The 15,970-nt window shown below is 62.0% G+C and carries 14 protein-coding genes; 1 reads left to right on the forward strand and 13 read right to left on the reverse strand.

The features are described from left to right. Nucleotides 1–31: 31 nt before the first annotated feature. From QM007_RS08285 to rimP, 8 genes are all read right to left on the reverse strand, one after another. Entirely contained in the window at nucleotides 32–454 is a 423-nt protein-coding gene (locus tag QM007_RS08285; RefSeq protein ID WP_283489521.1) for a hypothetical protein, read from the reverse strand. A gap of 97 nt (nucleotides 455–551) precedes the next feature. After that, nucleotides 552–926 (reverse strand): hypothetical protein, encoded by a 375-nt coding sequence (locus tag QM007_RS08290; RefSeq protein WP_283489522.1) that lies wholly within the window; start codon nucleotides 924–926, stop codon nucleotides 552–554. A gap of 6 nt (nucleotides 927–932) precedes the next feature. Further along, nucleotides 933–1,976: a tRNA pseudouridine(55) synthase TruB gene (truB, locus tag QM007_RS08295; protein WP_283489523.1), complete on the reverse strand. Its 1,044-nt coding sequence runs from the start codon at nucleotides 1,974–1,976 to the stop codon at nucleotides 933–935. A 9-nt stretch (nucleotides 1,977–1,985) separates the two neighbouring features. Further along, nucleotides 1,986–2,417 carry a 30S ribosome-binding factor RbfA gene (gene rbfA / locus QM007_RS08300; RefSeq protein ID WP_283489524.1) on the reverse strand — a complete coding sequence of 144 codons (432 nt, stop codon included), beginning with the start codon at nucleotides 2,415–2,417 and terminating at the stop codon, nucleotides 1,986–1,988. Between the two features lie 223 nt (nucleotides 2,418–2,640). Continuing rightward, entirely contained in the window at nucleotides 2,641–5,505 is a 2,865-nt protein-coding gene (gene infB, locus QM007_RS08305) for a translation initiation factor IF-2 (protein ID WP_283489525.1), read from the reverse strand. 230 nt (nucleotides 5,506–5,735) lie between these two features. Beyond that, nucleotides 5,736–5,981: a YlxR family protein gene (locus tag QM007_RS11170; protein ID WP_502949102.1), complete on the reverse strand. Its 246-nt coding sequence runs from the start codon at nucleotides 5,979–5,981 to the stop codon at nucleotides 5,736–5,738. A gap of 170 nt (nucleotides 5,982–6,151) precedes the next feature. Beyond that, on the reverse strand, nucleotides 6,152–7,192 hold the full coding sequence (gene nusA / locus QM007_RS08310; RefSeq protein ID WP_283489526.1) for a transcription termination factor NusA: 1,041 nt from the start codon (nucleotides 7,190–7,192) through the stop codon (nucleotides 6,152–6,154). Nucleotides 7,193–7,328: 136 nt separating this feature from the next. After that, a complete protein-coding gene (rimP, locus tag QM007_RS08315; protein ID WP_283489527.1) occupies nucleotides 7,329–7,928 on the reverse strand; it encodes a ribosome maturation factor RimP in 600 nt (199 codons plus the stop codon). A gap of 165 nt (nucleotides 7,929–8,093) precedes the next feature. Here rimP and QM007_RS08320 point away from each other — a divergent pair, with 165 nt between their 5' ends. Beyond that, nucleotides 8,094–8,990: a hypothetical protein gene (locus QM007_RS08320; RefSeq protein ID WP_283489528.1), complete on the forward strand. Its 897-nt coding sequence runs from the start codon at nucleotides 8,094–8,096 to the stop codon at nucleotides 8,988–8,990. On the opposite strand, the gene QM007_RS08325 is transcribed toward QM007_RS08320, so the two are convergent. The 5 genes from QM007_RS08325 to ispG form a co-directional block, all read right to left on the reverse strand. Next, complete coding sequence (locus QM007_RS08325; protein WP_283489529.1) at nucleotides 8,987–9,865, reverse strand: TSUP family transporter; 879 nt, start codon at nucleotides 9,863–9,865, stop codon at nucleotides 8,987–8,989. The two genes, QM007_RS08320 and QM007_RS08325, sit on opposite strands and share 4 nt — an antisense overlap. 31 nt (nucleotides 9,866–9,896) lie before the next feature. Further along, the gene (locus QM007_RS08330) at nucleotides 9,897–11,696 is read right to left on the reverse strand and encodes a proline--tRNA ligase (RefSeq protein WP_283489530.1); all 1,800 of its coding nucleotides are present in this window, start codon (nucleotides 11,694–11,696) and stop codon (nucleotides 9,897–9,899) included. Nucleotides 11,697–11,896: 200 nt separating this feature from the next. After that, on the reverse strand, nucleotides 11,897–13,411 hold the full coding sequence (locus QM007_RS08335; RefSeq protein ID WP_283489531.1) for a hypothetical protein: 1,515 nt from the start codon (nucleotides 13,409–13,411) through the stop codon (nucleotides 11,897–11,899). Between the two features lie 177 nt (nucleotides 13,412–13,588). Then, the gene (locus QM007_RS08340) at nucleotides 13,589–14,773 is read right to left on the reverse strand and encodes a GNAT family N-acetyltransferase (protein ID WP_283489532.1); all 1,185 of its coding nucleotides are present in this window, start codon (nucleotides 14,771–14,773) and stop codon (nucleotides 13,589–13,591) included. A gap of 21 nt (nucleotides 14,774–14,794) precedes the next feature. Continuing rightward, complete coding sequence (gene ispG / locus QM007_RS08345) at nucleotides 14,795–15,958, reverse strand: flavodoxin-dependent (E)-4-hydroxy-3-methylbut-2-enyl-diphosphate synthase (protein ID WP_185173294.1); 1,164 nt, start codon at nucleotides 15,956–15,958, stop codon at nucleotides 14,795–14,797. Between the last annotated feature and the right edge of the window lie 12 nt (nucleotides 15,959–15,970).

The raw sequence follows: 15,970 nt of genomic DNA on the forward strand, positions 1-15,970 counted from the left end.
GCTTCTGCTGAGGGGCGGACGGACGCGGGCCTTAGCGGGTGCAGGCAGGGCGGGTTTTGTTGAGCCACCAGAGGCCAACCATGGGCAGAATCAGGGGGATGTAGCCGTAGCCGGAACCGAAGTGGGACCAGACAGAGGCCAGTTCAAAGTGCTGGGGTTGCAGGTAGGAGAAGATGCCGATGAGGAGCACGCCGGCCATTTCGATGCTGACGGCGGCCAGGGAGATTTTCCAGGCCCCCTCCCCCTTCTTAGCCAAAGCGATAGTGGCAACCAGGTAGATGAGGGCTGAGAGCGCTGAAAGGCTGATAGACAGCGGGGCTTCATCGAACTTGCGAATGACCTGGTAGAGGGCCCGCGCCCCGGCCGACAGGGTAAAGACACCGTAGATAACGACGAGCAGGCGGCCAAAGCCGCTATTTTTTGTAGCGGAGGCTTTGTTCTGTGTTTGATTCACTGTCTTCTTCCATCTCCCATGCAATGTTGCTGCTGCTCTGACTGGCGTTTCTGTGGCTTTGAGCGCACGCCCTGCGCTCACCTGTGGCCGCATCGTCCTAATAGTAGTACCAGAGCATGTTCATACGGTGCACCATGATCATCAGCACCGGCCCGGTTAGCCCTAGTACCAGGGTTGACCAGCGGGTTCGTTCGGAGAGTGACCAAATGAAGGTGCCGACGGGAATAATCATGGCGGTGAGCAGGTAGCCGTAATATTCGAGCCAGTCACCGCTGGGGCCGTCCGTTGTGACCTGCATGATGATGGATCCGACCAGGTAGATGATGAGGAAGGCTTCAAGGAGGATGACGGAGCCTTGTGACCAGTCGTCGGGGGCTGCTCCGCGCAGAAAGCGGATGAGGCAGATCAGGAAAGAGGCTAGGCCGAGCGCGGTTATGGCCCAGAACCAGAGGTCGAGTCCGGCAATCATCATGACGGGTTAGTTTTCCTTGAAGGTTGTTCCGGCTTCGAAGACGAGCACGGGGGCGGCTACGTTGTCGCGGCGGAAGCGGGTGTTTTCGATGATGGCGACGAGGGTGCCGTTGGGGGCGAAGGCAGCGGTAAGGCCGGTGGTGGTGGGTTTGTCGTGCCCGCCGGTGGAGCCGGTTTTGGGAGCGGTGGTGGCGGGGCTGCCTTTGGTGGGGGTGATGCGGCGGCCGTTGGCGAGGTCGGTGGCTTCGGCTGCGGTGAGGTTGCGGACGGCAAAGAGGCGGCGGGCTGCTTCTTCGATGGGTAGCAGGGGGGCTGCCTGTTCTGCTTCTCGCCCGGCGATGAGTTCGTCGAGGGTGTGGGTGTCTTCGGCTCGGATTTCGCCAATGGCGGTGCGGCGCAGGGCGGTGAGGTGGGCGCCGGTTCCTAGGGCTGCTCCGAGGTCGCGGGCTAGGGCGCGGATGTAGGTGCCTGCCGAACAGACGACCGTGACGTCAAGGTCGAGGACGCTGGTGCTCACCTCTTCTTCGCCCAGCTGGTAGGTTGCGGTGGCGGGGCGGGCGTCATGCAGGTCGAAGGAGTGCACGGTGATGGGCCGGGATTCGAGTTCTACTTCCTCCCCTGAGCGCACGCGGGCGTAGGAGCGTACCCCGTTGACTTTGATGGCCGAGACGGCAGAGGGTATCTGCATGATGTCGCCGGTGAGGTCCGCAATGTGCTGCCTGATAGCATCCTCGCTGATACCAGCCAGCGCACCCTCGTTAGCGACGGCGGTGGCTTCGCCGTCCGCGTCGTCGGTGAGGGTTGAGACGCCGAGGCGGATGGTGGCGGTGTAGGTCTTAGTCTCCCCTACGACCCAGGTGAGCAGGCGGGTTGCCTTGTTGACGCCAAGGATGAGCACCCCCGTGGCCATGGGGTCGAGGGTGCCGGCGTGCCCGACTTTGCGGGTGCCGGCAATCCACCGCATTTTGGAGACCACGTCATGGCTGGTGAGTCCGGCGGGTTTGTCAACGACGATGAGGCCTGAGGGCCCGGTGGGTGCTTTCTTGGCCACGGTTTAGGCTTAGCCTTCCTCGGTTTCGGTGCTCTTGTAGGCGTCCTCGCCACCGGCGTATTCGGCACCTTCGCGGGCGGCAGCCAGTTCGGCGTCGCGTTCCCTGGTCTTGCGCAGCAGGTCTTCAATGTGGGCTGCGTTGACGGGTACTTCGTCGGGGACGAAGGTGAGGGTGGGGGTCAGGCGCGCGGTGATGTTCTTGCCAACTTCTGAGCGCAGGATGCCCTTGGCTGATTCGAGGGCGGCCTTGGTGGAGGCCTGTTCTTCTTCGGAACCGAAGACAGTGTAGTAGATGGTCGCGTGCTGCAGGTCGTTGGTGACGCGGGCGTCGGTGACGGTGATGAAGCCGAGGCGGGGGTCCTTGATGCGGCGTTCGAGGGCCTGGGCAACGATGACCTTGATGCGGTCGGCTAGGCGGGCGGCGCGTGCCGGATCTGCCATGATGTTCTCCTTCTCTAGAGAGGTTTCTATGTTTAAGTGTAAAGGCACCCCAGGGGCAGCAAGCGCGAACCCTAGGGTGCCTTAGCGTGATTGCTAGGTCATGTACCCGGCATACCGGCAGGGCGGGGCGCCCCAGAGCCGGCTGGCCGGGTCTGGCGTTAAGGGATGCCGGCGGGTGGGGCGCCCCGCCCGCCGGCGTCCTTAATATCAACCAGGTAGAAGCCTAGACGCGGGGCTTTTCCTGCATCTCCCAGGTTTCAATGACATCGCCTTCCTTGATGTCGTTGAAGGAGCCCAGGCCGATACCACACTCGTAGCCTTCGCGGACTTCGGTGGCGTCGTCCTTGAAGCGGCGCAGCGATTCGATGGTGAGGTTGTCGGCGACAACTGCACCGTCGCGTACCAGGCGGGCCTTGGAGTTGCGCTTGATGATGCCGGTCTTGACGATGGAGCCTGCGATGTTGCCCCACTTAGAGGAGCGGAAGACTTCGCGGATTTCGGCGGAGCCGAGTTCGACTTCTTCGTATTCGGGCTTGAGCATGCCCTTGACGGCTGCTTCGACTTCTTCGATGGCGCGGTAGATGACGGAGTAGAACTTCATTTCTACGCCTTCACGGTCGGCCAGTTCTGCCACGCGTTCAGCGGGGCGCACGTTGAAGCCGATGATGATTGCGTTATCAACGGTTGCCAGGTTGACGTCGTTCTGGGTGATAGCACCTACGCCGCGGTGGATGACTCGCAGCTGAACTTCGTCGCCACCTACCTCGATCTTCATGAGGGACTCTTCGAGTGCTTCAACAGCACCGGAGACGTCGCCCTTGATGATGAGGTTGAGGGTGTCCATCTTGCCTTCTGCCACTGCAGCGTCGAAGGATTCGAGGGTGACGCGCTTGCGACGCTTGGCCAGCTGGGCGTTGCGGTCGGCTGCTTCACGCTTTTCGGCGATCTGGCGGGCGGTACGTTCTTCTTCGGTGGAGAGGAAGGTGTCGCCTGCGCGGGGTACGGTGTTGAGGCCGAGTACCTGCACGGGGCGTGAGGGGCCGGCTTCTTCGACGTTGTTGCCGTTTTCGTCGAACATGGCGCGCACGCGGCCGTAGGCGGAGCCTGCGACGATGGCGTCGCCGACGCGCAGGGTACCTGACTGGACGAGGACGGTGGTGACGGCACCGCGGCCCTTGTCGAGGTTAGCTTCGATTGCTACGCCGCGGGCTTCCTTGTTGGGGTTAGCCTTCAGTTCGAGGGCGCCGTCGGCGGTCAGGGTGACAGCTGCCAGCAGTTCGTCGATGTTCTTACCCTGGCGGGCTGAGACCTCTACGAACATGGTGTCGCCACCGTATTCTTCGGGTACTAGGCCGTACTCGGTGAGCTGACCGCGAATCTTGTCGGGGTTAGCGCCTTCCTTATCAATCTTGTTGACGGCAACAACGATCGGCACGTTAGCTGCCTGGGCGTGGTTGAGGGCTTCAACGGTCTGGGGCATGACGCCGTCGTCTGCTGCGACAACCAGGATCGCGATGTCGGTAACCTTGGCACCGCGGGCACGCATGGCGGTGAAGGCCTCGTGACCGGGGGTGTCGATGAAGGTCAGGTAGCGTTCTTCACCATCGACCTCGGTGTGGATCTGGTAAGCACCGATGTGCTGGGTGATGCCGCCAGCTTCACCGTCGATGACGTTGGTGTTGCGGATGGCATCGAGCAGTCGAGTCTTACCGTGGTCGACGTGGCCCATGACGGTCACAACGGGCGGGCGTACTTCAAGTACTTCGTCGTCCTCCGCCTCGGCTTCGGCAGCCAGGTTGATGTCGAAGGATTCGAGCAGTTCGCGCTCTTCGTCCTCGGGGGAAACGATCTTGATAACGTAGCCCAGTTCAGCGCCGAGCAGCTCGAAGGTGTCCTCGTCGAGGGACTGGGTCTGGGTTGCCATTTCACCCAGGTGAATCAGTACGGTTACCAGGGCTGCGGCGTTTGCGCCGATCTTCTCGGCGAAGTCCATCAGTGAGGCACCGCGACGCATACGAATCTCGGTGGTACCGTCGCCGTGGGGTACGGCTACACCACCGATGGTAGGCTGACGCAGCTGCTCTTCACGGCGCAGAGCTGACTTAGTCTTGCCCTTCTTCTTTTTGCCGCCACCGCGACCGAAGGCGCCCTGGGCGTTGCCGCGGCCGCCACCGGGGCCACCGCGACCGGGGCCGCGGTTGAAGCCGCCGCCACCGTTACCGCCGCCGGGGCCGCCTGAGCCGCGACGGGGGCCGCCACCTGCGGGGGCACCGGCGCTGCCACGGGCGCCGACGTTACCGCTCATCTTGGTGGGCATCATGTTGGGTGAGGGGCGGTTGCCGCCACCTGCGGGTGCGGGGCGGGGTGAGCCGCCAGCAGGACGGGGGCCGCCGGCACCTGCGCCTGCGGGGCGAGGTGCGTTGTTGCGTCCGCCTGCGGGGCGGGGGCCACCAGCACCGGCAGGACGGGGGCCACCGGGGTTGTTGCCGCGTGCGTTACGGCCGCCTGCGGGGCGGGGGCCACCTGATCGCTCGCCGCGCTCATTGCGGTCGTTGCGCTTGCCCATGCCCTGTGAGGGGGCGAAGGGGTTGTTACCGGGGCGGGGGCCGGGCTTAGCGCCAGCGGGCTTGGGCGCTGCGGGTTTAGGGGCTGCCGGCTTAGGTGCAGACATACCCTGGGTGGTGGAGAAGGGGTTGTTGCCGGGGCGGGGGCCAGCGGGCTTCGCGGCGGCGTCCTTCTTCTCAGCGGCAGGTGCAGCTTTAGCTGCGGGCTTGGGGGCAGCGAGAGCTGCCGGGGTAGCCGGCTTACGTGCTGCAGCACCGGGCTTAGGAGCGGACGCACCCGGCTTCGGTGCAGATGCACCGGGCTTGGGGGCGGACACGGGGGCAGCAGCCTTCTTCTCAGCGGCGGGGGCCTCTGCGGGGGCACCGGCGTTGGGGAAGGCGGCACGCAGTTTCTTGACTACGGGCGGTTCAAGGGTTGATGATGCACCCTTGACGAACTCGCCAAGTTCCTGAAGCTTAGCGACAGCTTCTTTAGAGGGGATTCCGAGTTCTTTAGCGATCTCGTGAACGCGGGGCTTAGCCACTTTTCTCCTGTTCTGGTTCGCACCGAACAGGGGCGAACCTTCAGTTTGTATGAGGTTTCAGCTGGGGTTCAGCTGGGTTTTTGCCGGTGGGTGAGCACAGGAAAGTACTCATTGCGCGGCACTCATCGGGTTTCCATCAGTTTTCTGACTCGCTTTCGTACACAGTAAGTCGTCAAACTCGTTGACATTGTTGGTTCGCCACCCCTAGCGGGGGTCGAACCGACCCTCCCCTATGCGGGGATCACCAGTTCGTTGGCTTCAACCCGGGTTCTAAAGGCCCTGGCCAGCGCATTTTTTTTGAGCGCGAGGGCAAGGCATTCGGGTGTGTGGTGGAGCCAGGCTCCACGCCCCGGGAGGTTTTTGGCCCGGTCAAAGACTGCACGCGTGGGTTCAGTCTGTGTGAGGGCGATACGGACGAGGTCGTGGGCGGGTGCTGTGGTTCGGCAGCCGATGCAGGTGCGGACGGGGGTGTGCAGCTGGGGCGCTCCCTTCGTGTTGTTCGCTTGCTTCCTGCAGGCTCTTTAGCGCTGAACCTGCGGGCATGGCTGGCCGCCGACCAGTCATGAGCACTCTATAGTGCTGTGACCTCTATAGACCAGTTTAGCCCCCTTGCGGGGGCTAACGGCAAATATGTTAGTCAGCTCTCTTATTCAGTGGCGGCTTCGGGGGCTTCTTCAGCACCATCTTCGTTCGCTACACGGGCTGCTGCCATCGCGGCCTCATACTTAGAGGCCGAGATGATGTCGATACGCCAGCCGGTGAGCTTAGCGGCCAGGCGGGCATTCTGCCCTTCCTTACCAATAGCCAGCGAAAGCTGGTCATCAGGCACAATCGCTCGGGCAGAGAAGGTCTTGCGCTCGGTCACGGTGACTTCGCTAACCTTGGCCGGTGAAAGGGCGGCGGCGATGAATTCTTCGGGGCTCTCAGAGTGATCGACGATATCAATCTTTTCGTTGTTGAGTTCACCCATCACAGCTCGCACGCGGGCGCCCATTTCGCCGATGCAGGAACCCTTAGAGTTGACGCCGGGCTTGGTGGCGCGGACTGCAATCTTGGTGCGGTGGCCAGCTTCGCGAGCAACCGCCATGATTTCTACCGAGCCGTCAGCAATCTCAGGGACCTCGTGCTCGAAGAGGCGGCGAACCAGGTTGGGGTGAGAACGAGAGAGCACGATGGAGGGGCCCTTGGGGCCGCGCTTAGCTTCAAGCACGTAGGCGCGGATGCGGGTGTTGTGGGCGTAACGCTCTCCAGGCACCTGCTCGTTGGTGGGCAGCACAGCTTCAAGAGTGCCCAAATCAACGTGAATCATGCGGGGGTTGGGGCCCTGCTGGATAACGCCTGAAATCAGCTGACCCTCGCGGTCTTTGAACTCACCGAGCACGGCTGAATCCTGGGCATCGCGCAGACGCTGCTGAATGACCTGGCGGGCGGTAGAGGCCGCGATACGACCAAAGTTATTGGGGGTATCGTCGAACTCACCAATCTGCTGGTCGTTCTCATCGAGCTCGGGGGCCCAAATGGTGACCTTACCGCTGGTGCGGTCAAGCTCTGCACGTGAGCCACGGATGGCACCGGGCTGCTTCTGGTAGGCCAGCAGGATGGCGCTCTCAATCATCGGGATCAAGGTGTCGATTGAGATGTCGCGCTCTTTTTCGAGCAGGCGGAGGTTGCTCAAATCAATGTCCATGGTTGGCCCTTCCGTGTAACACGGTGCCGGGGCAAAAAGCTCCGGCACCGCTTGCGGTGTATGTTCGCGCACCTACGGTACGCTGCCTCAAAAGTATTGAGTTGCGGTCTTGTCTTTATATTCTAGCGATTACTTGCTAGCGGTTGAATTCAATTTCTACCTTTGCAGCAGAAATTGTGCCCCAGGGCAGGGTCACGGGGTCACGGTAGCTCTCAGGCTGCCCCTTCTTGGTTTCCTTCTTGCGGCGTACAACGGGCCCCTCATCGGTGACGAAGTCGAGGCGGGCCAGGTACTTCTCTCCCCCGGCTTCGGTAATTTCAATCAGCCGGTCGATTGAGCGCTTCCAGTGGCGGGTTTCAATCAAGGGGCTGGTCACCCCGCGCGATGACACTTCAAGAGAGTAGGGCACTTCACCGTCATCAGCATCATCAAGAGCCGCTGATAGGGCCTGGGAAACCTCAGCAATGGTATCGAGTGACAGGGCATCGGTACGGTCCTCGGGGTAGTCCACCACAATCTCCAGGGTGCGGTTAGCGCCACGGCCCTTAGCGGCCAGCTTCTCCAACACCAGCTTGAACTCCTGCTCTACCACCCGGGTGACGGCCTCGCGAACCCCCTCGACGCTCACAAAGCTACCGGCGGGGGCTTTCTTGGTGATGCCCTGCTCAGCGCGGGCAGCAGCCCGGCGCTCGCGGGCATTGGGGGCGTCCTTCTTACTGGCTTTGGGTGATGCCATCGCGCGTAGCTCCTGGTGTCTAAGGGTAGATAGATTCATTCAAGCCTACCACCAGCGCCCCGTACGTCAGCCGAGAATTCGCTGAGGGCGGGCAGGCTAGGTGACTTTTTGGCAGAATGGGGGGTGGGCTCTTGCCCGTCTGTTTTGTGTGAGAGGTAGCTGCCTATGAATCGCTCTGTTCGTCTGACCCCGGTACTTGTGGCCGCTCTATTAGCTGGTCTGCTGGTGGTGCTCCTTGCTGTAGGCTGGTTTTCACAGCGTCAGACTGAACAGATACGCGCTGACCTTAGCGATCAGAGCACCATGGCTGCCCAGCTGACCGCCCTGCAGCAGGCAGCTAGTGAATCGGGTCAGGACGCGCTGGGGCAGGCGGCGCAGGCCGCCCTTGAGTCCCTTGCGCCTGCGGCTCAGGACGTAACGGTTACGGAGTATGAGCCGGTAGAGCAGCAGCTCCAGAGCACGGTTTCGGCCCTGCTGGAGCTAGGTTTTGCGACCCAGGACACCGGTGATCGGGCGCGGGCTCTCACCATCGTTGCGGATGTGTGGCAGGCTGCCCGCCAGGACGGGCTAGATAACTCGGCTTACCCCGAGGCCCTGACCGACGAGGTGGCACATATCAGCAACTACACCTGTGGTGACGAGGGGCTCGCTGCTGGTGCCCCCGAAAGTTCAGGCAGTGAACAAGCTGTGCAGCCCGCTTCTCTACTGCCCCTGCAGCAGAGTATCTATCAGCTCAACTACGTCAGCGAGGTCTACGCCGCCCGTTCCGAGCAGGGCTACGCTGACGTTGCGGCCCAGGCCGGCCAGCTAGCAACAGCTACCACCGATATGGGGCACTTAGCCGCCCCCGTTCTGACCTGCTACGGGGTCTTTGAGGCGCCCGCGGCGTCCTACCCCCTCGCCGAAGCAGCCGAGGCCTCCCAGCAGCTCACCGACTTCACCGCGGCTCTTGAGAAGAATGCGAGAGCAACCCTAGCTGACCAGACGCTTGCCACCTCGGCGGACGACATCGAAGCCCTGGCCCTCATTCTGGCTCTAGATGCTCAGCAGCTCGCCAGCTAAAGAGCCGTGAGAATATCAGCTCCCAGCTTGATGATGAGGGCGCTCACCACGGCAATCATCATCCAGCGGATAAAGCCGTTGCCACGGGCCAGAGCCATGCGTGCTCCAAGGTAGCCACCCACCATATTGGCCATACCCAAAAGCAGGCCAAGAGCCCAGACCTGCTGGCCTGCCACCGCAAAGAGCACCAGGGCTCCAAGGTTGGTAGCGGCGTTAATAATCTTGGTCTGGGCAGTTGCCTGCAAGAAGCTATAGCCCATCAAAGACACCATGGCCATCATCAGAAAAGAGCCGGTGCCGGGGCCCAGCAGACCGTCGTAAAAACCGATGCTTGCACCGATGCATAGACCCACCATCAGGTGTTTCAGGCCCTGGTGTTTGAGCTGGGTGAGCTCACCCAGCGACGACTTAAAGACGGTGTAAACCAGCACAGCCAGCAGGGCCAGCACGATGATGGGTTTGAAGAGTTCCTCAGGCAGGGCTGTGGCGACCAAGGCCCCGCCCATGCTGGTCACAAAAGCCAGGGACGCCGCTGGCAGCACAGTGCGCACATCGACCGGGGTGCGCCGCAGGTAGGTTGCGGCACTGGTGAGGGTGCCAAAGATAGACCCCAGTTTATTAACAGCCAGGGCTTGCACAGGCGAGAGCCCCGGGACCATGAGCACCGCGGGAAGCTGAATCATGCCACCGCCGCCGACTACGGCGTCCACCCAGCCAGCGGCCAGGGCCGCTAGCAGGAGCAGAAGTAGCGTGGTCGGCTCAAGGCCGAGAGAATCAAAGCCGAGGGTATCGAGCACGCTGATGCCTTTGCTGGGAGTGCGGTTAAACCACAAGGTACCATCTACGTCAGAAATGACCAGCTCGTTGGTGGTCATCTCTGACGTAGATGGTACCTACCAGCGGGTGTTAGCGCTGGACCTCGGCCAGCAGCTCGGTGACGGCGTCCTCAACAGCGACCTCACGGGCCTCACCACTGCGGCGGTCCTTGATTTCGACCTTGCCCTCGGCAAAGCCGCGGCCAACCACCACGATGGTGGGTACGCCCAGCAGCTCAGCGTCGCCGAACTTCACACCGGGGGATACCTTGGGGCGGTCATCAAACATGACGTCAAGCCCAGCGGCCTCAAGGTCAGCAACCAGCTTTTCAGCGCCCTCTGCAACCTCGGTGCCCTTACCGGTCATGACCACGTGCACATCGGCAGGGGCCAGGTTACGGGGCCAAATCAGGCCCTTGTCGTCGTGGTTGCCCTCAGCAATGGCGGCCAGGGCACGGGTCACGCCCACACCGTAGGAGCCCATGGTCACGGTCTGCAGCTTGCCGTTCTGGTCCAGCACCTTCAGGCCCAGGGCTTCTGCGTACTTGCGGCCCAGGGCGAAGATGTGGCCCATCTCGATGCCGCGGGCAGCAATCAGGGGGCCGGAGCCGTCCGGAGCGGGGTCGCCCTCGCGCACCTCGCAAGCCTCGATCACGCCGTCAGCCTCAAAGTCGCGGCCCAGCACCAGGTCGTAGACATGCTTCTGGTCCTCGTTGGCACCGGTAATCCAGGCAGAGCCCTCAACCACGCGGGGGTCAACAAAGTAGGGAATACCGGTAGCTGACTCGGTACCCAGGAGCTTCTCGGTCAGGGTCAGGCCAGGGCCGATGTAGCCCTTGACCAGCTGCGGGAACTTCTTGAAGTCCTCTTCGCTGGCAGCTTCTACCTCAACCTCGCCGCCGACGCCCAGCAGGGCACCGACATTGACCTCAACACGGCCCAGGTCAACAGCGCGGTCACCGGGTACGCCGATAGCAACCAGCTGGCGGCTGCCGTCAGGCAGGATGACGGCCAGCACCACGTTCTTGAGGGTGTCGGCGGCAGTCCAGGGCTGGCCCTCGCGCGGGTGCAGGGCGTTGGACTGGTCGACCAGGGTTTCGATGGTCGGTGAGTCGGGGGTCAGCTCAACGCGGGCAGCGGGGGTGGCTGACGCATCTACAGACTCGGGCACCACGGTGGTCACGGCCTCAACGTTAGCAGCGTAGCCGCCCTCAGAGCGCACGAAGGTGTCTTCACCAATCGGGGTGGGGTGCAGGAACTCCTCGGAGCGGGAGCCGCCCATAGCGCCTGACTGGGCCTGGACGATAGCGATCTCAAGACCCAGGCGCTCGAAAATCTTGATGTAGGCGGCGCGGTGGGCCTGGTAGGCCTCTTCCAGGCCCTCATCGTCCACGTTGAAGGAGTAGGAGTCCTTCATGATGAACTCGCGGCCGCGCAGCAGACCTGCACGGGGGCGGGCTTCGTCGCGGTACTTGGTCTGAATCTGGTAGAGGTAGACCGGCAAATCCTTGTAGGAGGTGTAGAGGTCCTTGACCAGAAGGGTGAACATTTCCTCGTGGGTGGGAGCCAGCAGCATGTCTGCACCCTTGCGGTCCTGCAGCCGGAAGAGGTTGTCGCCGTATTCTTCCCAGCGGTTGGTCGCTTCGTAGGGTTCACGGGGAAGCAGAGCGGGGAAGTGAACTTCCTGGGCACCGATTGCGTTCATTTCTTCGCGCACGATGTTCTCAATCTTGCCCAGCACCTTCAAGCCCAGAGGCAGCCAGGTGTAAACGCCGGGGGCGGCACGGCGGATGTAGCCGGCACGTACCAGGAGCTTATGGCTTGCGACTTCGGCGTCGACGGGGTCTTCACGCAGGGTGCGCAGGAACAGGTGGGACAGGCGCTGGACCAAGTGGTTTCTCGCTTCTCTCGTACGGGGCCCATTCACCGACTGTGCAGGCCGGGGTGGGCATACTTAACTACCAGTTTACCGCCAACCGGCGGGGTGTGTACCCCGCCTTAAAGAGAGGACGCCGGCGCCCACTCCCCTGCTCTTGGGCAAGTAGGTGGGTACCGGCGTCCGCGCAGAAAATTCTGCGAAAGCCTAAGAGCTTAGAGACCCAGGGCGGTGTACCAGGCGAGCTTTGCCTGGCCCAAATCGTTGAGCTCAGCGGTCATGAAGGCGGTACCCTTGGTCCAGACCAGGGTGCCACCTTCGAACTGCTGGGTCACGATGGTGGTGCCGTTAGCGGTTGCCTCGGTTGCCTCAGCAACGGGGGCGCCGAGCATGGTCATCTCGTTCCAGATGTTCCAGTTACCGCCGACTGCCCAGTCGTTGTAGGAGGAGAAACGACCACGGTCAGCCAGGTTCAGTGCCTCGGTCAGGGCTGAAGACTCTACAGGCTTAGCGCCTGCCAGGGGCTTACCCTGAGCATCAGCCTTGATGTAGACAACCTTGTCGGCGTCCACGCGCAGTTCTAGGACCTGCTGTAGGGGAATGAACTTGGCTGCTGACCAGTCGTAGGTGGTGTCAATCTCGGTGCCGGTTGCAGTTCGGTCCATCAGGCCCTCGCCCCAGGTAACGGGGGACGCGGTGGTCTGGTTGTCCCAGTTGATGCAGGTGCCGTAGTCCTTGTACTGGATGAAGTAGTGGGAGATAACGGCGGTACCGGTGGAGTACAGGGCGTAACCGTGATCCTCCCGGGTGACGGGGGTGGAGCAGTTCTCAGCGGTGGTGTTGTAGAAGAGGGCACGCAGTTCGAGGGCACCGGTCTTCCAGTGCTTGGTGTACTCGTTCTGGTAGAGGTAGGTGCCGTACTGACCGGAGTTAGCCAGGTAGGCTGCTAGCGCATCGGTATTGATCATGAGCGCGCGATCCTGGGCGACGGAGTAGATAGCTGAGATATTGCCGCCGAAGTCCTGGGTTACCAGGTCAGCGGTTACCTTGGTCAGCTCGCCACCGGTCTCGGCTACGGCAACGCCGTTAGCGGCGGCAACTGCGCGGGCATCGGCAATCTTGTTAGCAGCATCGCCGAAGTTGGTGTCGGCGGGTACCTCGGGCTCAGCAGGGGTTTCGGGAGCTACCGGCTCAGCCGGGGTTTCGGGCAGCACGGGGGTGGTTTCAACGACAGCGTTGTTGGTGAAGCAGGCGCGGGTCTTGGAGCGCTCTGCCTGCCAGGCCTTAGCCTCAGCTGAATTGAGGCTGATATAGGAGCCTGCCTGGGTGTTTTCATCCAGCACAACGAGCCAGCGGGTCTTGCTGTCGTGGGTGGTGATGGACAGGCCGCAGTGGCTGTGCTTCCAAGGGGCTGATTCGGCGTTGCCGAACTTCTCAGCGCCACCGGCCTTCATGAAGACTTCGCCTGCTGCGCCGGTGATTGCCTGCACACCGCCGTACTTACCCTGGGTGACAACACCGTTTTCGAAGGTCTGCTGGGTAGCACCGTTGGTGAAGGTCTGCTGTTCACCGGTTGCTGCACCGAGAACATCCTTGTTCTTTTCCCAGTAGGCGCCGATGGGGGTGGTGGTGTCTACGGTCACGGCTTCTGCTGCGAAGGCGCCGGGGGTCATGGTCAGTGAGAGACCGAGGAGGGTGGATACGCCAAGAGGTGTACGGAGGCTCTTCAATGCTTTCCCTAAAAGTTCGTGGTGATCTGAGTGCTCTGCGCCTGAAAATGGTGGGTGGGGTTTCAGACCTGCGATGCAGAGGTAAAAAGTGTGCATCATCAAAACTACCAGCGAATACTCAGCCAGCAAACCAGCCCTTTGGGGGACATATGTGGCCCCACTGGGGGGTATATCTGTTTAAAACAGGACGGTTGCGAAGGTTGAGCGCTGCTGCCAGCCCGTTGCCGCGTAGAGGGCGCGAGCGGGGGCGTTGTAGTCGTTGACGTAGAGGGAGAGATGGGGGAAACGCTGGCGGATGAGGTGGCTGGCTTGCGCTAGGAGCACGGGGGCTAGGCGCTGACCGCGGTAGGCCGGGTGTAACCAAACTCCCTGAAGCTGGCAGGTGGAGTCGTGGGCAAGCCCCAGGTCAGTTTTAAAAATGACCACGTTCTCGCTGTTGACGGCCACCAGGGTGCGGCCGGTACGAGTGAGTTCGTCGATACGGCGGGTGTAGCCTGCCGGGTCGCGCGTCATAGGGTCATAGCCCACTTCTTCGGTGAACATGGCAACGGACGCCCGCAGCAGGCTGGGTCTGTCGTCGGTTCGGGCCCAGCGAACCGGCTCTGTGATGGCGGGGGCATCGAGGGAGGGACGGGCCAGGGGCGCGCGGACGAGCTCGCTCAGGTCAGCGGTCACGGGTAGCTCTAGCAGGGGTTGGTTTTCCCGCACGTCAAAGGGGGTGGGCATGCGCGAAGCGAGGTGCGACCAGATTCCCATGACCGGTTCGCGGTGGCCAAAGATGGAGCCAATGCGCCGGTTGTGCCGCCAGATATAGGCCGCAACCTGCCGCTGGTAGGGTTCGGGCACCGTCAGCGGTACACAGTTGGCTCCCAGCCAGAAGGCTCCCACCAGGCAGTAGCGGGGTTCACGTTGCTGGGGAGCCGGGGTCAGGGTCTCAGCTAGGCCGGGTATGGGGATTGCCGTGCGGTCAAGGGGCTCTGCGAAGTGGGCTCCCGCCGAGCGTCCTACCCGGGCTCCGGTCATAGACCATAAGCCGTCGAGGGCGGTTTTGACTCTCATTGGTAGCCGCTCCCCCACTGGCAGGGTGAGGCCGGACGCAGGAGCCGCGGAGGTAGCACCCTTGGGCCCCGTCTCACCGGGGACTTCGCGGGGCACAAAGACGCCCATGAAACCGTGGGGAGTTTTCAGTGACGTCAGGGCACTGGGGGTTGGTAGGCCGAAGTGGTGCAGGTGTTCGGCGGCAAAGAGAAAGCCCACTGGATCCGACTCAATCATGGTTTCAAGTTCCGCCCGGTCATCATTGGTGAGGGGGCGGATTAGGGCATCTTCTGCCCCGCGGGAGAAACGTGAAAAGACGGTCACGGTGGGCTTTGCCTAAGCTACTTAGGAAACGGAGACGGTGGGTTCGCCAGAGAGATCGATTTCGCCGCGTTCTTCCATCTCACGGGCGATCCGGTTGGCCTCTTCGATGAGGGTCTGCACGATGTCTTCTTCGGGCACGGTCTTGATAACCTCACCCTTGACGAAGATCTGGCCCTTGCCGTTACCGGATGCAACACCCAAGTCGGCTTCACGAGCTTCACCGGGTCCGTTGACAACGCAGCCCATGACGGCCACACGCAGGGGTACCTTCATGCCTTCGAGACCCTTGGTGACGTTTTCTGCCAGTTCCCACACGTTCACCTGGGCACGGCCGCAGGAGGGGCAGGAAACAATATCGAGCTTGCGGGGGCGCAGGTTCAGGGACTCAAGAATCTGGGAGCCGACCTTGACCTCTTCGACCGGGGGCGCCGAGAGGGAAACGCGGATAGTATCGCCAATACCCTCCGACAGCAGTGCGCCAAAGGCGGTAGCTGACTTGATAGTGCCCTGGAAGGCAGGGCCTGCTTCGGTCACGCCCAGGTGCAGGGGCCAATCCCCTGCGGCAGCCAGCTGGCGGTAGGCCTCAACCATGATGACGGGGTCATTGTGCTTGACCGAAATCTTGAAGTCCTGGAAGCCGTGCTCCTCAAAGAGGGAGGCTTCCCAGACAGCTGACTCAACCAGGGCCTCGGGGGTGGCCTTACCGTACTTTTCCAGCAGGCGCTTATCGAGCGATCCGGCGTTCACACCAATGCGGATGGAAGTGCCATGATCCTTGGCGGCTGCCGCGATTTCCTTGACCTGATCGTCAAACTTGCGGATGTTACCTGGGTTCACGCGCACAGCACCGCAGCCAGCCTCGATGGCGGCAAAGACGTACTTGGGCTGGAAGTGGATATCGGCAATAACAGGAATCTGGGACTGCTTAGCGATAATGGGCAGGGCTTCTGCGTCCTTATCGGTGGGGCAGGCAACGCGCACGATATCGCAGCCGGCAGCCGTCAGCTCGGCTATCTGCTGCAGGGTCGCACCGATGTCGTGGGTTTTGGTGGTGGTCATGGACTGCACCGAAATGGGAGATTCTGAGCCAACGCCTACGCTACCGACCTTAAACTGGCGGGTTTTACGGCGCGGAGCCAAAACGGGCGGCGGAGCAGCGGGCATTCCAAGGGCGACCGAGGTCAAATCTTCCTCCAA

The sequence above is a fragment of the Rothia sp. SD9660Na genome (assembly GCF_030064065.1).
In the GTDB taxonomy this organism is placed as follows: Bacteria; Actinomycetota; Actinomycetes; order Actinomycetales; family Micrococcaceae; genus Rothia.